Origin of the sequence: Maribellus mangrovi, from assembly GCF_037646455.1 — a bacterium.
GTDB classification, from domain to species: Bacteria; Bacteroidota; Bacteroidia; order Bacteroidales; family Prolixibacteraceae; genus Draconibacterium; species Draconibacterium mangrovi_A.
This window is the reverse complement of the sequence record NZ_JBBIXN010000001.1, coordinates 15,628-35,154: the sequence shown is the minus strand read 5'-3', so window position 1 is coordinate 35,154 and position 19,527 is coordinate 15,628. Positions and strand designations below refer to the sequence as shown.

18 protein-coding genes and 2 tRNA genes are annotated in these 19,527 nt (G+C 40.6%); 7 read left to right on the top strand and 13 right to left on the bottom strand.

Annotated elements, in window-relative coordinates; all coding sequences use genetic code 11:
- Positions 1-4: 4 nt before the first annotated feature.
- The 6 genes from WFY05_RS00145 to WFY05_RS00120 form a co-directional block, all read right to left on the bottom strand.
- Entirely contained in the window at positions 5-655 is a 651-nt protein-coding gene (locus tag WFY05_RS00145; RefSeq protein ID WP_340110662.1) for a hypothetical protein, read from the bottom strand.
- A 1-nt stretch (position 656) separates the two neighbouring features.
- Positions 657-986 carry a helix-turn-helix domain-containing protein gene (locus WFY05_RS00140; RefSeq protein WP_340110661.1) on the bottom strand — a complete coding sequence of 110 codons (330 nt, stop codon included), beginning with the start codon at positions 984-986 and terminating at the stop codon, positions 657-659.
- Between the two features lie 137 nt (positions 987-1,123).
- The gene (locus WFY05_RS00135) at positions 1,124-2,050 is read right to left on the bottom strand and encodes a hypothetical protein (protein ID WP_340110660.1); all 927 of its coding nucleotides are present in this window, start codon (positions 2,048-2,050) and stop codon (positions 1,124-1,126) included.
- Between the two features lie 115 nt (positions 2,051-2,165).
- Positions 2,166-2,240 (bottom strand) — tRNA-Pro (locus WFY05_RS00130).
- Between the two features lie 16 nt (positions 2,241-2,256).
- Positions 2,257-2,345: transfer RNA gene (locus WFY05_RS00125), tRNA-Ser, on the bottom strand.
- A gap of 233 nt (positions 2,346-2,578) precedes the next feature.
- Positions 2,579-3,514: a glycoside hydrolase family 43 protein gene (locus WFY05_RS00120; protein WP_340110659.1), complete on the bottom strand. Its 936-nt coding sequence runs from the start codon at positions 3,512-3,514 to the stop codon at positions 2,579-2,581.
- Positions 3,515-3,710: 196 nt separating this feature from the next.
- On the opposite strand from WFY05_RS00120, the gene folE reads away from it, so the two are divergent.
- Positions 3,711-4,424: a GTP cyclohydrolase I FolE gene (folE, locus tag WFY05_RS00115; protein WP_340110658.1), complete on the top strand. Its 714-nt coding sequence runs from the start codon at positions 3,711-3,713 to the stop codon at positions 4,422-4,424.
- 10 nt (positions 4,425-4,434) lie between these two features.
- Here the strand turns inward: folE and WFY05_RS00110 are convergent, their stop codons facing one another.
- The gene (locus tag WFY05_RS00110) at positions 4,435-4,914 is read right to left on the bottom strand and encodes a DUF3795 domain-containing protein (protein ID WP_340110657.1); all 480 of its coding nucleotides are present in this window, start codon (positions 4,912-4,914) and stop codon (positions 4,435-4,437) included.
- Between the two features lie 185 nt (positions 4,915-5,099).
- On the opposite strand from WFY05_RS00110, the gene glyA reads away from it, so the two are divergent.
- From glyA to WFY05_RS00095, 3 genes are all read left to right on the top strand, one after another.
- Positions 5,100-6,380, top strand: coding sequence for a serine hydroxymethyltransferase (gene glyA / locus WFY05_RS00105; protein WP_340110656.1), 1,281 nt, complete (start codon positions 5,100-5,102; stop codon positions 6,378-6,380).
- A 100-nt stretch (positions 6,381-6,480) separates the two neighbouring features.
- Positions 6,481-7,236 carry a sulfite exporter TauE/SafE family protein gene (locus WFY05_RS00100; protein WP_340110655.1) on the top strand — a complete coding sequence of 252 codons (756 nt, stop codon included), beginning with the start codon at positions 6,481-6,483 and terminating at the stop codon, positions 7,234-7,236.
- A gap of 126 nt (positions 7,237-7,362) precedes the next feature.
- Positions 7,363-8,277 (top strand): CobW family GTP-binding protein, encoded by a 915-nt coding sequence (locus tag WFY05_RS00095; protein WP_340110654.1) that lies wholly within the window; start codon positions 7,363-7,365, stop codon positions 8,275-8,277.
- Here WFY05_RS00095 and WFY05_RS00090 read toward each other — a convergent pair.
- From WFY05_RS00090 to WFY05_RS00065, 6 genes are all read right to left on the bottom strand, one after another.
- Positions 8,274-9,755, bottom strand: coding sequence for a hypothetical protein (locus tag WFY05_RS00090; RefSeq protein WP_340110653.1), 1,482 nt, complete (start codon positions 9,753-9,755; stop codon positions 8,274-8,276). The two genes, WFY05_RS00095 and WFY05_RS00090, sit on opposite strands and share 4 nt — an antisense overlap.
- A 161-nt stretch (positions 9,756-9,916) precedes the next feature.
- Positions 9,917-10,846 (bottom strand): AEC family transporter, encoded by a 930-nt coding sequence (locus WFY05_RS00085; RefSeq protein WP_340110652.1) that lies wholly within the window; start codon positions 10,844-10,846, stop codon positions 9,917-9,919.
- A 7-nt stretch (positions 10,847-10,853) separates the two neighbouring features.
- Complete coding sequence (locus WFY05_RS00080) at positions 10,854-11,468, bottom strand: beta-phosphoglucomutase family hydrolase (RefSeq protein ID WP_340110651.1); 615 nt, start codon at positions 11,466-11,468, stop codon at positions 10,854-10,856.
- 101 nt (positions 11,469-11,569) lie between these two features.
- On the bottom strand, positions 11,570-12,301 hold the full coding sequence (locus WFY05_RS00075) for an SIMPL domain-containing protein (RefSeq protein WP_340110650.1): 732 nt from the start codon (positions 12,299-12,301) through the stop codon (positions 11,570-11,572).
- Positions 12,302-12,305: 4 nt separating this feature from the next.
- Complete coding sequence (locus WFY05_RS00070) at positions 12,306-14,030, bottom strand: cellulase family glycosylhydrolase (RefSeq protein ID WP_340110649.1); 1,725 nt, start codon at positions 14,028-14,030, stop codon at positions 12,306-12,308.
- Between the two features lie 89 nt (positions 14,031-14,119).
- Positions 14,120-15,007 carry a dienelactone hydrolase family protein gene (locus WFY05_RS00065; protein WP_340110648.1) on the bottom strand — a complete coding sequence of 296 codons (888 nt, stop codon included), beginning with the start codon at positions 15,005-15,007 and terminating at the stop codon, positions 14,120-14,122.
- Positions 15,008-15,355: 348 nt separating this feature from the next.
- Here WFY05_RS00065 and WFY05_RS00060 point away from each other — a divergent pair, with 348 nt between their 5' ends.
- From WFY05_RS00060 to WFY05_RS00050, 3 genes are all read left to right on the top strand, one after another.
- Entirely contained in the window at positions 15,356-15,802 is a 447-nt protein-coding gene (locus WFY05_RS00060; RefSeq protein ID WP_340110647.1) for a YybH family protein, read from the top strand.
- 65 nt (positions 15,803-15,867) lie between these two features.
- Positions 15,868-17,988 (top strand): S9 family peptidase, encoded by a 2,121-nt coding sequence (locus WFY05_RS00055; protein ID WP_340110646.1) that lies wholly within the window; start codon positions 15,868-15,870, stop codon positions 17,986-17,988.
- A gap of 724 nt (positions 17,989-18,712) precedes the next feature.
- On the top strand, positions 18,713-19,252 hold the full coding sequence (locus WFY05_RS00050) for a hypothetical protein (RefSeq protein WP_340110645.1): 540 nt from the start codon (positions 18,713-18,715) through the stop codon (positions 19,250-19,252).
- The last annotated feature ends 275 nt before the right edge of the window (positions 19,253-19,527 follow it).

Below are 19,527 nucleotides of genomic sequence, written 5' to 3'. Positions count from 1 at the left end.
CTGGTTAATTAATGTTGGTATTATCTACCTGCGATTTTAATATATCGATATTCGGATATGGTGAGTTTAAATTTTCCGGGATGGGATTCTTAATCTCTTCATCTTCCAGAATATGTAGATCTTCACTAAATCGGCATACAGTATCATATTCACTTAAAATACATTGCATTTTTAAAAATGCTAGGATCATACTAAATTCAAAAATAATCTGTGCCAAGAGTTCTTCATCCAAGTGAAATAGCCAAAATGTGTGTTCAAAATCTGATTTTGAGAATTTTATGGTTTTATAATATACTTCCTGATCATTTTCTTCAAAAGTCACCACTTTTGCACGTGTTGGTGTAAACCACTCCATATTTTCATCCAGGTAAACTGAAAATTCAAGAAAATCTTCTTCAAATGTTACCCTTATTGTTTTTTGAGCTATCAGCTTACCTGAAGCGACCTTTTTATTTTTAGTGTCAACTTTTTGTGATTGCTCATTTTCAGACACTTGAGTTTCCGTCGATTCTTCGATAATGGTTTTAATTCTATGCAGCTGTTCTTCTAAAATCAAACTGGCATTCTGGATTGCTTCCGGAATTACATTATTATCCTTATTCACTATTTTTGTATCAATTTTAATTTTATTGTTCGAAACTTTTTTATTAACCATGTTATGCCCTCCTTTTAATTAACAAATTTTCAATTCTTTCTTCCCTCATACTTCTGCTTTGCTGGTTTACCCAACTGTCAATTTCTGTTTTTTTAAATAGTAGTTTCCCGTTTACCTTTTTGTGCGGTATTTCGCGTCGACTGACCTTCGCATAAATAGTCGATTTCGATGGATTCCCAGGCATGTATGCGCACAATTGGGACAAAGTAAGAAACTTAATCTTTTCTTCCTGTTGGGTACTGTTCTTCGCCTCCAGGAAGCGTTCAATCCGATCGACCTTATTGGCCATATCGGTGAACCGGCTTATTAAATTGTTTATTTGTAACTGCATATAACAGTATTTTGGGAGGCAAAGGAAAGGGAATGGGACTGATATAAATCCCCAAAGCACCCAATTGGGGAATGATTTATAATTCGTGTTGATAATGAGTATTATGGGTACTTGTGATGGGGAAGAAAATTACAATTTCAGTTCCTTATAGATGCAATAATATTAATAAAACATTTACTGTGATAATCATCAACCGAACAATTCTTTTTTATATTTTGAAATAGTTTTTTATCGATGGATCCACTTCCTCCTAATACAAAAGTATTTAGACAAATACTTCGAAGCTCTGCACCTGACAAATCTTCTGGAACATAACCGTATTCCATTAGAACTCTTACAAATCCTTTTAGGTATTCTCTACATCCAAATAATTGGACCCATTTTAGCTTTTCTGAATTCGTGTCTATAAATTTAATCATATCCCCATTGATAAAGATTTCTTTTGAAAGTATCTCGATTAATTTTGTTCTTTCTCTGTATGTCATTTTATCCCAGAGCGTAATATTTTCATTTATAGTTTCTGTTGTTTTTTGTTTTTCATCAGAAATTTCTTTCAAATGATTGATATATTGTTCTCTTAGTTTTAAACAATCGTCATAAGTTTTATAAATTATAGGAGTTCGAATGGAAAAGCAATAGCAGGAATAAGACTTAGATGTTAATTTTATAGTTGAAGTACCAATATTAATCACTTCATTATCCAGCCCAAAATCTTCTATATATTGTTTTTGTTTCGAATAAAACCTTTTAAGGATTTTATTTGATTTCCAACGGATAGAATTTGTAATATTAGCAAAACAGTAATCTTGAAACAAACCTAAAGTATCGACAGTCACTCTTTCGATTAAATCGTCAATATCATCTACCGAAAGTTCACCTTGAAGTTCTCTATAAATATCAACCAAATAAATTGCCTCATCTTCAGGAAAAACTTCCTCTAAATATTCGTCTATATATTCGTCTGTTAAATCGAAAGATTTAAAGTTGTCGATAAGTTTGTGTACTAATTGTACCTCAAATTCTTCCAAAAAATATTCCTTTGAAAGTTTTTTTATTGCTTTCATTCATATTAATTTAAATAAATAAGTAAGGAATAGTAGGAAGCTGTTTTGTTTGCAAAATTGTTTGCAAAAAAAAAGAGTTACGAAATCTGTATTTCATAACTCTTTGATTTTTAGGTCGGGATACCAGGATTCGAACCTGGGACCCCCTGCTCCCAAAGCAGGTGCGCTAACCGGACTGCGCTACATCCCGATGTAATATTTTTATGCGGAGAGGGGGGGATTCGAACCCCCGGTACAGTGTTACCCGTACGCCGGTTTAGCAAACCGGTGGTTTCAGCCACTCACCCACCTCTCCAAAAGATGATTATAGTTGCTAAATTTCCCTCGCCTCTTAGCGGTGGTATTTAAAACTTTATCACAGTGTCAAAAGAACGTTATTACTGTTCGTTTTTCGTGCGTGCAAAAGTAGAAATTGTTTTTACATTGGCAAAGAATAAATGAAAAAAATGGCGAAAAAAATAGACTTCATTTCTGCAATGAATTCTTGTCTTCTATCGCCCGTTATTTTTCAGGAGATTTAGCATCATTCTATTTGTAGTTTTTAATGATTTTGGCTGCAATTTTTCCGGGTACCTTAAAAACGGTACCATGACGTACTCCACCTGTAAACGACAGTTTATCTGATATATCTTTCCAGTTTTTGAGATCGCTCGATTCAACAGCTCCCATCTCTTTATCCAGGTATTTATCGAAGTACACAATGTACTTATCCCCGTTTTTGATTCCGGTCGGACCTTCTGCCCAGTAATCCCCGGTAATCGGTTCCGAAGCTTCAGAGTAAGGACCTTCGATATTTGCTGATGATGCCCATCTAATATTTTTTTCCGGTTCGGGCCAACGTGTTTCATTCTTCAGGAATAAGATATATTTATTATCTAACTTTAATATGGATCCGTCAATAACATTGAAACCACGATCGTAAAATAACTTCGTTTCGCTAAACGTTTCGAAATCTTTGGTTGTAACATAGTACATACGGTGGTTATAACCATCATCTCCTATAGCATCTGTTTCTTGAAATCGACCGGGTATTGTGGTCGACCAAAAGATCATAAATTGCTTTTCAACATCATCATAAATAATCTCCGGAGCCCAGCAGTTTCTGGCGGTTTCTTCCTGTTGCATTACCGGAATGTATATTTGCTCCGACCAGTTGATCAAATCCTTTGAACTGGCATAACCGATACCTTTTTCTGTCCAACCGGCCGTCCACACCATATGGAATAATTTGTCGGGACCGTAAATGATGCAAGGATCACGCATCAACTTGCTTTCTCCAACAGCTGGTGTAAGAAAAGACTCATCGTGTTTTAGCGTATTCCATTTGTAGCCGTCTTTGCTATACGCTAAATGCAGCCCGTCTTCACCGTTTCCTTTAAAATAAGAGAAAAACAACACTTCGTCCTGCGCAAAGCCAAATACCGGTATGAATAACAGGGCAAGTAAAATACGTTTATAATTCATGATTTTAGAATTTGATACCTGCAAAAATAAGGAATTCGATTGATTGAATGATTGTAATTTTCAATGTATCATTATTGTTTTTGAAGGCGACAGTTTTGTGTTGTTTAGATTTTGTGGTGCAAATATTAAACAAAAAACCTTTTTATCTGTTTCATGATTTTGAATTGAATAGTAGAAACAAAATATTAAAAATATAATGAGTTACAGGGAAGAGATACTTTTTACCGATTTCAGCCAACAAAGAAATGGTAAAAAAACAAACGGGAATCACCACGATTCGATAGGGGATAATCACATTGCCTCGTCAATTGAAACGCCATTACGTAAGGATGCATTTAAATTATCGGATGAGCAGAAAATAGAGCTCATCGAGGATAAGTTTCGCGACATTATGCAGGTAATCGGTCTCGACCTCAATGACGACAGTTTGCAGGGAACACCGCGTCGTGTGGCAAAAATGTTTGTTCAGGAAATCTTTTACGGACTGAATCCGGACAACAAACCAAAAATCTCGGTATTCGACAATAAATTCAAATACGGCGAAATGTTGGTGGAAAAGAACATCAACATGAACTCGTTTTGTGAGCACCATTTTTTACCGATCGTAGGTAAGGCACATGTGGCCTACATTTCCAGTGGCGAGGTTATCGGATTGAGCAAGATCAACCGGATTGTTGATTATTTTGCACGTCGTCCGCAGGTGCAAGAGCGACTTACCGTGCAAATTGCTGCCGAGCTCAAAAAAGTACTCAAGACCGAAGATGTAGCAGTTGTGATCGACGCCAAGCACATGTGTGTGTCGTGCCGTGGCATTCAGGACGAAAGCAGTACCACATTAACAGCCGAGTATTCTGGTAAATTTAAACAGAAAGAAACCCGGGAGGAATTTCTCAAATACCTCAATCTTTAATATACTTTAATCAGGCTTTTCCTTCCAGATAAGATTCCTGCATTTTGATAACCGACTTATGAAATTCCGGGAAGCGGGTCCAAAGGTCCTTTTCACAGCTTTTCAAGGTTTTGCATTGAATGCAGGAATCAAATTTATTTTCTATTGCACAGCTTCGTACCGTGCAGTTGGTAAGAACAACTCCTTCGGGTTTATCTGCTGTTTTGCATCCGAAACAAAAGATTTTATCTGCAGCAAAATCCACTCCGTAACGATCCTTAATTTTCCATTCCTCATAGGCTTCTTTTTTCAATGATGAATCATTTTTTAGCGAAGCTTCCAGAAACTTACAGTCTTTAGGGCAGGTATAACCGCAGTAGTTCAGTTTTTTAGGATAGGGTACTTCTTCCTGCGGAAACGAGAAAGCCATTAGTTTTCCTGAGATTAGAATTGCACATCCTGCAACGGATGAGTTCTTGATAAATCGGCGACGGTCAGGTTGAGTTTTCATGATTTTTTTTATTGGTTTTCGATATACAGACAATTCGGAAACAAGTTACCCCTAAAGTATTATCTGATTTAAGTGTTGACATTTGCGTTAATTGTTCACAAATTATTCATTATTTACGTGTAAATCAATTATTCGTCACGCCCAAAATGTATTAACTTTGGGCCTTTAATTTTAAACCAGGAAAAATGAAGAGAGATACTGCGGTTTTCGATATTATAAAAAAAGAACACGAACGCCAGTTAAGCGGGATTGAATTGATTGCTTCGGAGAACTTTGTGAGCGACCAGGTGATGGAAGCCATGGGATCGGTAATGACCAATAAATATGCCGAAGGTTACCCGGGGAGAAGATATTACGGAGGTTGTCAGTTTGTTGACATGACCGAACAACTGGCCATCGACCGCATTAAGGAGATTTACGGCGCCGAATGGGCCAACGTTCAGCCACACTCAGGCGCACAGGCTAATGCCGCAGTTTTAAGTGTAATCTTAAAACCCGGCGATACTTTTCTTGGCCTCGATCTTTCGCACGGAGGGCACCTTTCGCACGGATCGCATGTAAACTCTTCAGGTATTTTGTACCATCCGGTGGCGTATAAGGTAAAAGAAGACTCCGGTATGGTAGATTATGACGAAATGGAAACACTGGCAATCGAACACAAACCAAAACTCATTATCGGTGGTGCTTCGGCTTACAGTCGCGAGTGGGATTACAAACGCATGCGCGAGATCGCCGATAAAGTAGGTGCTTTATTTATGGTCGATATGGCGCACCCTGCCGGTCTGATCGCTGCAGGATTACTCGATAATCCGCTTGAACATGCACATATTGTTACCTCAACTACCCATAAAACATTACGTGGTCCGCGTGGTGGAATTATTTTGATTGGAAAAGATTTTGAGAATCCGTGGGGTATCGCAACCCGAAAAGGCGTGGTACGTACAATGTCGTCATTACTCGACTCTGCTGTATTCCCGGGACAACAAGGTGGTCCGCTTGAACACGTGATTGCCGCCAAAGCGGTTGCTTTTGGCGAAGCGTTGGAACCTGAATACAAGGAATACCAGGCGCAGGTAAAAAAGAATGCGGCTGTTATGGCTCAGTCTTTTGTCGATTTGGGATATAAAGTCATTTCAGGCGGAACCGACAATCATTCGATGTTGATCGATCTGCGTACGAAATATCCTGAAATTACCGGTAAACTGGTTGAGAACACCATCGTAAATGCTGAAATAACCGTAAATAAAAATATGGTTCCTTTCGATAGTCGTTCTCCGTTCCAGACTTCAGGTTTGCGTGTGGGAACTCCGGCTATTACTACTCGCGGAGTAAAAGAAGATTTAATGCCGGTGATCGTTCAATTAATCGACGATGCCATTGCAAACATAGAAGATGATAAAATGATCAAATCAATTGGCGAGAAAGTTCATGGTATGATGAAAGATTACCCGCTGTTTGCGTATTAGAAATAATAAACCGAATGATATAAAACCCTAAGGAGCAATGCTATCCTTAGGGTTTTTTTCTTTTACTTTAAACTCTGAATGCTAAACTTTTAACTCAGATATGGAATGGTACTTAATATTAGCTTTAATTGGAACAGGCATTGCCGCCGGTTTTATTAATACGACTGCCGGCGGAGGATCGATGCTTACCATTCCCTTACTCATGTTTTTGGGACTGCCCGCCAATGTCGCCAACGGAACCAACCGCGTGGCTATACTTTTTCAAAATGTAATTGGTGTACAAACTTTCAGGAAGAAGAATGTTCTCGATTTAAAAACCGATTACAAACTCGCAATTCCGGCAATTATCGGATCGATTGCAGGAGCATTTGTGGCGGTAGAAATGAATGTTGATCTGCTGAAGAAAATTATTGCGGGTTTAATGGTGCTGATGTTACTGATTGTGGTTTTGAAACCCGATGTTTGGGTGAAAGAACGTGCCGGTTCCATCATGGCAAAACCTACCATTCTACAGTACATCATTTTCTTTTTTATTGGTTTGTATGGCGGATTCATTCAAATGGGAGTGGGATTCTTTTTGCTGGCCGGTTTGGTACTTGCTTGTGGTCAGGATCTGGTTCGGGCAAATGCCATAAAAGTGTTTATCGTTTTGATTTATACCGTGTTCTCGCTCGGGATATTTATCTGGCATAAGCAGGTGGATATTTTAGTCGGTTTGATTTTGGCGGCCGGGAATATGTTCGGAGCCTGGCTGGGCGCTAACTTTGCGGTAAAAGGCGGAGCAAAATATGTGCGCTATGTATTGATTCTGGCCATGATCATTGTGATCATTAATTTGGTTGGAGTGTTTGGTTAAGAGTGCTAAGAGCTGTGAGCCAAGAGCTTTGAGCTATAGGTAAAAATTGGAACAAGAATGGTCTCCCCTCACCGAGGGGAGTGCCCAAAGGGTGAAGGGTGATTAAAATTTTAAATCGAGTTTCGATTGGAGCATAAAATAAAAATACCAGTCACAGTAATAACCGGTTTTCTGGGAGCCGGGAAGACGACTTTTATCAATAATCTTCTTAAAAAGTATCGGGGGCAGAGATTTGCACTGGTCGAAAACGAATTTGGTGATGTAGCCATCGACACAAAACTTATCGAAGGTGTGGATGCCAGTCAGATGTTCGAATTAAAACAGGGATGTATTTGCTGCACCATAACCGATGAATACGAACTGGTGCTACAGGAACTTGCCGAACGTTTTCCGGATGTGGAACATTTGCTGATTGAAACGACCGGTATTGCTGATCCGGCCGGCGTTATCCAGCCTTTCTTCAGCGATGAGCAGTTAAAAGAACTTTATCATTACAACGGAACGATTTGTTTGGTTGATTCCTTGCATTATAATGATCATCCGGAACAGGAAATCACGCTAAAGCAAATGGCAGTAGCCGATCTTCTCTTAGTAAATAAATCTGAAAAACTGGACGAGCAATCTATGAATTCACTTACATCTGAACTTCATGAATTCAACCCATTTGCGGCCATTGAATTTACTTCATTCGGGCAGACTGATCGGATCGATTTAACACGAATGCAGGAAAAGGAGCGATCAGTTTTCGATTTTATGAGCTTGTCTTCTGCGCATTCACACATTCAAACACAAACCTTAAGTTTTGATCGTCCTCTCGACAGGGAGGAGTTTATGCGCAACTTCGAATACACCATCGACATTCACAAAAGAAATATTTACCGGGTAAAAGGCGTGCTGTACTTTCAGAACGAACCTTTCGAGTATATTCTGCAAGGGGTTGGCGGCAGTTTCGAATTGATAGAAGGCGATCCCTACGTGAGACCAGGCGAAAGCAAAATCGTGTTGATTGGGAAACTGTCTGAAGTATCGTTTGATTTTTAATCGCTGCAGTTTGGCGATGCAATCTCTTTTAACTTACAACAGTTTTCAGAATCGTTAATGCAAACTTTTACCAGGTCGTGATCGCTGCCACTTTTCCTAAATTCGGTAATTGTTACCGGCAAATCTGTTAAATTATAATAGCCGTAATATTTATTGTTTCTTCCAAATACTTCGAATAATTTATTATTGGGGTTTGAATAACTGAAGTTTATGGTAACACTATACGTACTGTCGTTTACACATTCTCCCGGGTCAACTGTAAGTTCTGAGATGGTACATTCTTCTGCACAGTTGGGAGCCTGAAATTCGCTTACAATACAGCAATCGGGTTTATCGTTAATGCAGACTTTAATAAAATCGTAATCGTTCCCACTTCCCTCAAAATTTTCGATTACAACGGGGAGGTCAGCCAGTTTATAGGTTCCGATAAGTTTGTCTTCCCGGCCAAAAACATTGAAGAAATCATTCCCCGGATTTTCGTAATTGAAATTCAGATGCAGATTGTATTTGTTATTACCGGTGCATTCTCCCGGGTCAACTGTAAGTTCTGAGATGGTACATTCTTCTGCACAATTGGGAGCCTGAAATTCGCTTACAATACAGCAATCGGGTTTATCGTTAATGCAGACTTTAATAAAATCGTAATCGTTCCCACTTCCCTCAAAATTTTCGATTACAACGGGGAGGTCAGCTAGTTTATAGGTTCCGATAAGTTTGTCTTCCCGGCCAAAGACATTGAAGAAATCATTCCCCGGATTTTCGTAACTGAAATTAAGATGCAGATTGTATTTGTTATTACCGGTGCATTCTCCCGGATCAACTGTAAGTTCTGAGATGGTACATTCTTCTGCACAGTTGGGAGCCTGAAATTCGCTTACAATACAGCAATCGGGTTTATCGTTAATGCAGACTTTAATAAAATCGTAATCGTTCCCACTTCCCTCAAAATTTTCGATTACAACGGGGAGGTCAGCCAGTTTATAGGTTCCGATAAGTTTGTCTTCCCGGCCAAAAACATTGAAGAAATCATTCCCCGGATTTTCGTAATTGAAATTCAGATGCAGATTGTATTTGTTATTACCGATGCATTCTCCCGGGTCGACTGTGAGTTCTGAAATGATGCATTCAGGCATGCAATGTGGGATTTTGAGCTTAAATTCTTTACAACAATTTGGATTATCATCGGCACAGACTGAAATGGTCGTTGTATCCCCCTCTAAAAAACTACCAAAATCAACCTCAAGTGCTTGAAATTCTGAACTTAACGCTCCAATTTGTTTATTACTTGCATCATAAACAACTACGTGGCCAAGGTCGGAGTTTTGGTTTTGAAGATGAAGATGGATCATAAATGTACTATCAGAGTTACATTCAACATTGTCCAATTCCAGGTCGTCTATCAAACAATTATTCTCAGAAACTTCAGAGCATCCTATCAGTGCAACGAGCACTGAGAGAGCCAATAAATATCCTTTCATGCTGATGATTCATTTAAGTTAAGTTGCGTCCATAATTGTATGGAAATTACAAAAAAGATATTGTTACTCAAAAAGAGAATAAAATGTTGTAAAGTTTCGGAAGGCTCACCCGAAAAAAATATGACTTATACTTCCGAAAGAATTATAGTAATAGTAGGTAATTAACCCAAAAAAGCTATCCACAAAGGAAGAATAACTACAGACAATAATGTGCCAAGTACAACAATTCGGGCAGCCAGTTTAGTGTCGAGTTTATATTGCAGCGAAATGGCATAAGGAGTAAGTCCCAATGGCATGGCTGCATCAATCACGGAAGCTTTTAAAAATTCAGCATCCAGGTTAGTCGTTTTTAATGCAAGGAAATAGAAAAAGGGCAGAATGATCATGGTAGCCACCACAAAACCAAAAACGGTGTACCATTTTTTTAGCCGGCCAATCTTCTGCATGCCTAAAAATATGCCCAGCGAAAACAGGACTACAGCAGTTACCGAATCGGAAAAGAACTGGATGGTATCAGCAATAAATACAGGAAGCTGAATGCGAAAAACCACTAAAATCATTCCTGCGAAAACCGAAAGCAATAAGGGATTCTTCAGCAAATTCAAAGAGAGAGTTTTCAGGTGAAGTTGTTCTTCGCCGCTAATTTCAACCAGAACAAGTGCCAGCGTTAATAGCCAGAAAACAAAGACGGCAGAGATAATGGCTGCCACAGGTAAAATGGCATCGCCCAGCGCATTTTGCAGCACCGGAATACCCAGGTAGGCAATGTTTCCAAATGGAAGGATGAGAAACAGTGTTCGCCGGGTTTTTTTCGGGAAACGAAATAGTTTGCCAACAGGGTAGGCAAACAGCATACAAACCACAATATAAACCGAGTTAAGAATAATGAGCTGTGTATAGGATTGCTCCCCGATCTTTAAATGCATCAGTGATGCCACAACCAGTGCCGGAAAGCCAATGTACAAGGCATATTTGTTCAGCACATCAACCCAGGCTTCAGAGCTGACTTTGCTGCGTGAGAATAAAATTCCGGTGAATATAATGAGAAATAGTGGTGCGACTGTTTTTAGGGCGAGCAGAAAATGCGCCATAGTTATCTTATTTATTGGCAGAAACGGCCCATTCGCCGTAGTTAATGTGCTCGCGAATATCGGTGACAAACATTCCCGCCTCTTTGGCTGCCGAAATGCCCAGGTCGCCATCTTCGAAGACCTGGCAAAACTGAGGTTCAACTCCCATTAATTCAGCACATTTTAAAAACGTTTCCGGATGTGGTTTGTGTTTCTCCACATCGTCGGCGGACACTACAACGTCAAAATAGTCGCTTAATCCCAGTGCTTTTAACTGAACTTCAGCGCTGCGTCCGCTTGCTCCTGTTCCTACCGATACAGGCAATTTACCGTGGTAATTTTTAACAATGGAGATCACTTCAGCAACAGGTTCAAGCAAATGTGCAAGGTCCCAGAACGACTGTTGTTTTAACTTCACCAGCACATTTGGATCTTCGCTAATATTGTATCGTTCAATAATCCGTTTGGCAAATTCGATCGTCGGCCGGCCCGTCATTTCGAGAATAATGTTCGGATCAAACTCAAAACCGTATTTTTCACCTACTATTTTCCACGTTGCAATGTGTACCGGCAGCGAGTTCGACAGGGTTCCGTCTAAATCAAAGATTAAAGCTTTTGCCTCTGGATGAACTGAAATTCCCATTGTAAAATTAATTTGTGCTCAAAAGTAATAGAACCGCAGAACATGCAGAAAGTTCCCGGATGAATCAACAAATATTTAAAAATGAATTAAGAACCTTGTCTTTATTGTTTAATTTCCCACGAAATAACAATATTGGTTCGCATTTCAATTTCGTTGGGCGAAAGTACCTCGGTTATTTTTGCACTTGCTTCCCGGGTTATCGGCATAATATCAGCAGTCATCAATTCCATGCTGTTGTTGTATCCTCTGATCAGTCGGGGTTCGCCGTATTGGATATTCTTTATGTTTCCCAGTTCTGTTTCCGAGGCTTTTGTTATCCACTGTGCTTTTTGTTTGGCATCCTGAACGGCCAGCGCAATAAGTTTCTCCTTAACTTCTTCCATTTGCTCATCAGAAAGTGAAAAGTTCAGGTTGAAATTCGATTCCAGGTTTTGTTTGATCAAGGTAAAAATCAGGTCGTTCTTTTTGTAATCCCTTTTTGTTTTAATAGTTAGCGGGATGTTGGCTTCGTAACCTTCGAATACCTGTTTACGCGTCTGCGGATCGTATTTATTGATCTCACGGATGGAGTAGCTGTTTGATTTCAGCAGATCTTCATCGATGCTGTTATCGATAAACAACTGTTTTATGTTTGAAAGTTTCTCAACGGCCATATCGGCACAAACGTCGTAGTTGTTGTCTTTAGCGCTGAGGTTGACGGTAAAATACAATTCTTCGGGAATTAGTTTAATCGATGATTTCCCTTCAACCGTAATCAGACTGCTTGAATTATTTTGTGCGAATGTTATTGATGTAATCAGCACTGCGGCAATACCTAAAATAGCTTTTTTCATGACCTTAATTTTTAATGATTTTCGTCGTAAATCTGTTTTTCTGATTTTGAAGGGAAACAAAATAAATGCCAGAACTTAACGGACTCATATCAATCAGGTTGTTAAAGTTATTTAAAGTCCGGCTGAAAACAACGCTTCCCTGCAGATTGCTTACCACAATCTCCTGGAAATCATCACGGTTATCAACGGTCAGTTCATTTTGAACCGGGTTGGGAAAAATATTGCTGTCCACGTCCTTCATAATATGCGAGGAAGAAGGTTCCTGTAGTTTTATTTCTTCGAGGATAACCGATTTAATGCTGACATTTTCAGCCGAGTGTCCTATGTCGAAAACGATGCGGGCGGCATTATCATTCACGTTCATGTCGAAAACATACGAATAGGTGAGGAATTCTGTACCAAGAGTGGGGCTATTGTATCCACTGTACGATGACCATGGCGAAACACTTTGCCCGGTATATGCATTTATTTGTCGCTGCCCGGCCGCTTTTGCTGTGAATGTGACCCGGTATTTTTTACCGGCTTCGAGCCGGACATTGTTTTTTACCAGTTGAATGTGCCAGTTTTCAGTGCCAACATTGCTTATAGTTACATGGAGATTACCCGATGAATTTTCTTTGATCGCAACTGCACCGCCCTGCGTGTAAAGGTTCCAGCCTGAAGTGTTTTGCGAAAAATCGGAGGTGTAAACAGGAGTTCCGACATAATAAGCCGGTTCGGGCATCGGATTATGAAGCAGTGCATCGACCAGAAACTGGTTGTAAGTGTCGCTGCCGGGATTGTAGATCCCAAAACCTGCACTGAATTCCCAATAGGCCCAGCTCCAGTTCAGCGATTCGAAGTAACGGGCCAGGTAGGTGGTCCATTTTTTTCGCGATGTTTCGTCGGCTTTATTATAAGCTCCGAATTCGCCGATGTGAACAGGAATATTTTGTTGCTCTTCCATTGTTTTTAAGGGCGCAAAATCATTTTGAACAACCTGGCGTTCTGTTTCGGTATCGTTCCATTTTGTCCCCAGCCAGGCGTCCGATCCTTCCGACCACTCCGCTCCCTGGTGTGTAAAATGAAACGGATTGTAGTAGTGGATGGTCAAAATGATATTGTCGTCATTTGGGAGTTGCAGTTTTGATAAGCCGCCTAAACCGCCCCATTCAGGAGTACCAATAAGAACTACGCGGGTAGGATTTTTTACCCTGATCTTTGCCAGTGCGTCAACAAGAAAAGTATTCCATTTGGTGGCCGTCATATTGCCATTAGGTTCATTTAAAATCTCGAAAAGAAGATCGTCGGGGTAATCTTTGAAGAACTCAGAAATCTGTTCCCACTGTGCCAGAAACCTGGCTTTTTGCCCATCCGGATCTTCGAATAGAGCTTCGTGGTGGTGCATGTTAATGATCGCCATCAGTCCGTTATTCAGCGCCGAATCGACAACCTCTTTTATACGGTTAAGGAAAGTGGCTTCAATCGTGTAAGGTGTTGTGGAGGAACTTCTGGCTTCCGGTTCCCAGCGAATCAGAATACGTACGTGATTAAAACCGAGATCGGCGATCATTTTTGCATATTCCGGTTGCCAGGGATTTCCCCAGCCGGTTTCAGTCGGGGCTTCAAACATATTTCCGTAATTGATCCCGCGCCCGAGTCTATCATTAATTTGAAAAGCATGATCACGATTCTGGGCAACAAGAGAAAGCTGGCTCAAAATAAACAGTATCAGAATAATTGGTCGCATAAGGTTTGATTTCGTTCTGTTTGTAAAAGTAACAAACAGACTCGAATATCTATCGACTCCATCTAAAAGTTGCAGGAAATTATACCGGATTAAACTAATTTCTTCCTGAAAAAATCAACGGTTCGTTGCCAGGCCAGTTTGGCGGCTTTCTCATCGTAACGTGGCGTAGTATCGTTATGAAATCCGTGATTCACCCCCTCGTAAATGTAGGCCGTGTATTCTTTATTGTTGGCTTTAAGAGCCGCTTCGTAAGTAGGCCAACCTGCATTTACGCGTTGGTCGAGACCGGCATAGTGCAACAACAGCGGCGCCTGAATTTTGGGTACATCTTGATCATCGGGTTGGCCACCATAAAATGGTATGGCTGCTTTCAATTCAGGCACACGAACGGCCATCATATTCGAGATCCAGCCGCCAAAGCAAAAACCAACTACGCCAATATTGCCGTCGCATTCCGGATGATTTTTCAGGGTTCCAAAGGCGGCAATAAAATCTTCCAGCATCTCATTTCTGTCGCGTTGACGTTGTAGGGTCCTGCCATCATCATCGTTCCCGGGATATCCTCCCAGTGGTGTCAGTGCGTCGGGCGAAACAGAAATAAAACCTTCAAGAGCGGCTCTTCGGCCAACATCAGCAATATGCGGATTCAGTCCCCTGTTTTCATGAACCACCACAATCCCCGGAAGTTTCTTATTGTTGCCCGCAGGTCGCGAAAGTTGTGCCTTAATGGTTCCGCCACCTTTGGGTGATGAATATTCGATCGTTTCCGTTTTTAGTCGTGAGTCATCAGCTTTTACCTGGATCTTCAGCTGGTAATCGGGCATTATAAAACTCATTAGCGACGATACCGTTAAGCCGCCAACGGCATAAGCACTTAATCGTTCGACAAATTGCCGGCGGTCGATTTTGTTGTGTGCATATTCGTCGTATAAATCAAAAACTTCCTGTTTGATGTCTTCTTTCTTATGCTGCTTCATGATTTAGTATTTTAACATAGAACTCTGACCAACAGTAATTTGTTCAAGAATCGGAAAATCATGTTTATTTCAGCGAAAATTCAGTTATTTTAATCGCTTTATTATTGATGTCAGATAAAAATGAATTTATGAGAAGATTCTTTCGCTTCATTTTATTGCGCTCAGAATGACACGGGGTTTGTAAAGTGGGGCAGTGGCTGGAATGTTTTGGCGATATACCGCCAAAACATTCCAGCCACTGCTAGCGCCTAATATACTTTGTCATTCCGAGCATAGCGAGGCATCTTTAACAAGTTCAGGGTGACTACTTTGTAAAAAAGTAAGGCATACAAACTAAAATCAAGAAACATGAACAGAATTCTTCTACTCCTGGTATTGAGCACATTTGCATTGAGTGTTTCAGCAAAAAACGAATTAACAGCAAAGGAAAGATCGGCCGTATTGGCGGTGCTCGAAAAACAAAAAGAAGCCTGGAACGCCGGCAATCTAGAAATATTTATGGAAACCTACTGGCACTCCGATCAACTGGCATTTGTTGGAGGAAACGGCCCGGTTTATGGCTGGGATGCCACGCTGGAGCGCTACAAAAAAGGTTACCCCGATAAAAAAGCAATGGGGCATCTCGAGTTTAAGGTGCTTCGTCTTCAGAAAATCGACAAAAAAACAGCCTTTTTGATCGGGCGTTACGAACTAACCCGCGAGATCGGCGATGCGGCCGGGCATTTTACACTGGTAATTCAAAAGATAGATGGACAATGGAAAATCGTCAGCGATCATTCAAGTGCGGAAAACTGATTCTTCTTCTTTTTTTATAGCCACTCAGAGTGTATTTTCGTCGCCCATATTCAAATGATAGAACCATGAAGAGAATAACCTTTTTGTTTTTGATCCTCAGCCAGATTGCAATTGCCCAAACCAAACAAATGAGTCTAGATGATGCCATTTGGGGGCGTTACACTTATTTACGTCCTGAATCGGTGAACGGACTGACCTGGAGAACTGCAGAAACTTACACCTTGATTGAAGATAATGCACTGGTGGAGATCGATGCAAAAAAAGGTAAAAAGCAAACGCTGCTTACTGTCGATCAGCTGAACGAAATTGCCATCAAGGATTTTAAACGCTTTCCCTCTTATTCCTGGAATTCGGAAAATGAAATGCTGATCAGAACAAAAAAAAGTTTCCTTGTTATCGACGCGGTGAAAAAGCAACTTAGCTATGAAATTGATGTTCCTGAAGATGCGGAAGATCTGAATTTTAGTAAAGAGGGAAAATTTGTGGCCTACGTTCAGAACAATAACCTGTTTGTTGTTGATGCGCAAAACGAAGTTACGCAGATCACCGGCGACGGAGGAAACGGAATCGTAAACGGTATGACGGTACACCGCAACGAATTTGGTATATCAGGAGGCATTTTTATTTCTCCAAGGGCGAATTACATCGCTTTTTACCGAAAGGACGAAAGCATGGTAAAAGACTATCCGTTGGTTGATTTTATGGCCCGTGAGGCTGAATACACTCCGGTGAAATATCCGATGGCAGGAATGGCGAGTCATCATGTTACTTTGGGTGTTTATAATTTAGAAAGTGGGAATACGGTGTTTCTGCATACCGGTGAACCACTTGATCATTTTCTGACCAACGTAGCCTGGTCGCCCGATGAAAAAAACATTTACATGGCTGAACTCAACCGCGAGCAGAATCATATGCAAATGAATTGCTACGATGTTGCCGGCGGCGAGCGCGTTAAAACCTTATTCGAAGAACAGGCCGATACTTATGTGGAGCCCCTGTACCCGATACAATTCTCGAAAGTTAATCCTGATGAATTCTACTGGCTGAGCCGCCAGGATGGTTGGTTTCATGTGTACAAATACAATACGGATGGCGAACTGCTGCAGCAAATTACAAAAGGAGAGTGGGAGGTCACTTCAGTCCTTGGTTTCGATGAAAAGGAAAAGCAGTTGTTTGTGGAAGGTACGAAGGACGATGTACTGCAGAATAACATTTACAAAGTGGATGTAAAAAGCGGAGAAACGATCCGCCTGAGTAAAGAAGATGGCGTTCATCACGGAACGCTGAGTCCGGATGCTGCATATCTTTTCGATCGATGGAACGGAACCACAGTTCCCGGGAAAGTGGATCTGGTGAGCACCAACGGGAAATTGCTACGGAATGTATTTATAGCCGACGATCCGCTGGCGGATTACCAGCTGGGCGAAAATAAACTGATGACTTTAAAAACAAAGGACGGCAAATACGATCTGTTCGGGCGTTTGATTTTACCGACTGATTTCGATTCTTCAAAAAAATACCCGGTGGTGGTGTATGTTTACGGCGGGCCGCATTCTCAGCTGGTAAACAAAACCTGGCACAACCAGGCGCGCTGGTGGCAATACTTCATGGCCTCGCAGGGCTACATCGCTTTTACCATGGATAACCGGGGAACCAATAGCCGCGGACGTGCTTTCGAAACGGCTGTTCATCGGCAGCTTGGGATTCTGGAAACCGAAGACCAGATGCAGGGCATCAAGTACCTGAAAAGTCTGCCGTATGTGGATGCCGAACGTATTGGTGTGCACGGCTGGAGCTACGGTGGATTTATGACCCTGAACCTGATGCTGCGTCACCCCGAGGTGTTTAAAGTGGGTGTTGCCGGCGGACCGGTGGTCGACTGGAGCATGTACGAAATCATGTACGGCGAGCGTTACATGGACATGCCACGGGAAAATCCGGAGGGATACGAGGAAACAAACATGGCCAAGCATATCAAGGATCTGCAAGGAAAATTAATGCTGATCCACGGTGTTCAGGACCAGACCGTAGTGATGCAGCACAGCATGAAGTTTTTGCGCGAATCTGTAAAAGAAGGGAAGCAGGTCGATTTCTTTGCTTACCCGATACATCCGCATAACGTACGCGGAAAAGACCGCATCCACCTGATGCAAAAAGTAAGTCAGTACTTTTTTGATTATTTGTAGTCGTAAGGGATCCGATCCGTATGAGTTTAAACCGAAACGGATCGGATCCTTTTTATTAAGCCGATTCCGATTAAAACATAGACCTTGAAGGTTTCAAAAACCTTCAAGGTCTGGAACTGAGAATTGGCTTAACTTTCAACATTGTCTCGTTTTTTTACTTCGCTCCCTAAGGGAATTACCTTCCTTCCTAAGGGAATCATAGATATTCTCTAAGGAATTGCTCTTCGGGATTAGGGAATTTCTATTAAGCAACATGGAATTATCCTGCGGCGACGTGGAATTGGCTCAATTCCCTTTGGAATCATAGATATTCCCTTTGGAATAGTGTTTCGGAGTTAGAGAATATCTATGAAGCAAGGTGGAATTGCCCTTCAGCAATGAGGAATTAACCTTCTCCCCAAATGCTGCAAGCCTGTTACCTGCTTGCGAAAACCGCGGTAATACTGCTTTGGCGATCGTTTTTAAGTCTTTGTTTATAAAACAATTAGTTATTCTGTTGAACAAAACATAATTCTTTTTTATCTTCGGGAAAACTAAAAACTAAGACCGCTCTAATGAAAACACTCCCTCCCTTAAAAATCATAAAAGTTGGTTTATCTCCCCAAATTGGGCGTAAAACCCAACCTTAGAATAAAGATATAACCCAATGTTTTGGATTCCACACACGTTGTGCGCCATACTCAAAAAGAATATTACAAGACTTTAATTAGAAAGGAATCAAAAAATGGAAAACAATAATTTGAAATTTGGCAGTTTCTTTTGGAGAATATCATCATCACATATGATTACCTATTTTATTATGGGAATCATAGCTGCCTCCATACTTAATTATAAAGAGGTTTTTGAAAATCCCCCTTTGTCTTATTTGATGAAACCAATTGATTCTTCTTGGGTAGCTGTCGGCCCTGTTTTGCAGATATTCAGAGGATTAGTCTTTTCAATAGTACTTTGGTTTTTTAAGGATAATTTTCTTTATAAAAGATATGGATGGCTGAAATTATGGGGATTAATAGTTGGTTTGTGTATATTATCAACAACTGGACCCTCTCCTGGTTCTATTGAAGGACTGATTTACACTAAAATTCCAGTGATATCTCAATTGAAAGGATATTTTGAAGTATTACCCCAGACTTTGTTATTCTCATTGCTCGTGTTTTACTGGTATAAGAAACCAAAAAAGCTTTGGAATGTCCTATCAATAATTTTAGTCTCAATTATAATCATTTTATGTACTTTGGGACTGATCGCTTCAACAATAAATTAAAAAAGCACGAACGCACAACACGCGGTCATAAAACATTGCGCGGATAGTGCTATATATGAACTAAACAACATTTAATCAACGGCTTAGCTGGCTGATAAGTTTGAGCTTTGAAATGCGCAACGATTTTATACCGCAAGCCGTTGCAGGTAATTGGAAGAGTTGTTAATCTTAGATTTATGGATTGGAATAACCATCCGGATAAATCATTTGAACAAGTAAAGAAGGTTTTAAAGGAATCTGTTGATGAAGTTAAAAGACAATTAGAAAAATCATCA

Excerpts from the sequence above, each read along its gene's own strand:
- WFY05_RS00145 (WP_340110662.1), bottom strand. The coding sequence starts at position 655 with ATGGTTAATAAAAAAGTTTCGAACAATAAAATTAAAATTGATACAAAA.
- WFY05_RS00140 (WP_340110661.1), bottom strand. The coding sequence starts at position 986 with ATGCAGTTACAAATAAACAATTTAATAAGCCGGTTCACCGATATGGCC.
- WFY05_RS00135 (WP_340110660.1), bottom strand. The coding sequence starts at position 2,050 with ATGAAAGCAATAAAAAAACTTTCAAAGGAATATTTTTTGGAAGAATTT.
- WFY05_RS00120 (WP_340110659.1), bottom strand. The coding sequence starts at position 3,514 with ATGAATTATAAACGTATTTTACTTGCCCTGTTATTCATACCGGTATTT.
- folE (WP_340110658.1), top strand. The coding sequence starts at position 3,711 with ATGAGTTACAGGGAAGAGATACTTTTTACCGATTTCAGCCAACAAAGA.
- WFY05_RS00110 (WP_340110657.1), bottom strand. The coding sequence starts at position 4,914 with ATGAAAACTCAACCTGACCGTCGCCGATTTATCAAGAACTCATCCGTT.
- glyA (WP_340110656.1), top strand. The coding sequence starts at position 5,100 with ATGAAGAGAGATACTGCGGTTTTCGATATTATAAAAAAAGAACACGAA.
- WFY05_RS00100 (WP_340110655.1), top strand. The coding sequence starts at position 6,481 with ATGGAATGGTACTTAATATTAGCTTTAATTGGAACAGGCATTGCCGCC.
- WFY05_RS00090 (WP_340110653.1), bottom strand. The coding sequence starts at position 9,755 with ATGAAAGGATATTTATTGGCTCTCTCAGTGCTCGTTGCACTGATAGGA.
- WFY05_RS00085 (WP_340110652.1), bottom strand. The coding sequence starts at position 10,846 with ATGGCGCATTTTCTGCTCGCCCTAAAAACAGTCGCACCACTATTTCTC.
- WFY05_RS00080 (WP_340110651.1), bottom strand. The coding sequence starts at position 11,468 with ATGGGAATTTCAGTTCATCCAGAGGCAAAAGCTTTAATCTTTGATTTA.
- WFY05_RS00075 (WP_340110650.1), bottom strand. The coding sequence starts at position 12,301 with ATGAAAAAAGCTATTTTAGGTATTGCCGCAGTGCTGATTACATCAATA.
- WFY05_RS00070 (WP_340110649.1), bottom strand. The coding sequence starts at position 14,030 with ATGCGACCAATTATTCTGATACTGTTTATTTTGAGCCAGCTTTCTCTT.
- WFY05_RS00065 (WP_340110648.1), bottom strand. The coding sequence starts at position 15,007 with ATGAAGCAGCATAAGAAAGAAGACATCAAACAGGAAGTTTTTGATTTA.
- WFY05_RS00060 (WP_340110647.1), top strand. The coding sequence starts at position 15,356 with ATGAACAGAATTCTTCTACTCCTGGTATTGAGCACATTTGCATTGAGT.
- WFY05_RS00055 (WP_340110646.1), top strand. The coding sequence starts at position 15,868 with ATGAAGAGAATAACCTTTTTGTTTTTGATCCTCAGCCAGATTGCAATT.
- WFY05_RS00050 (WP_340110645.1), top strand. The coding sequence starts at position 18,713 with ATGGAAAACAATAATTTGAAATTTGGCAGTTTCTTTTGGAGAATATCA.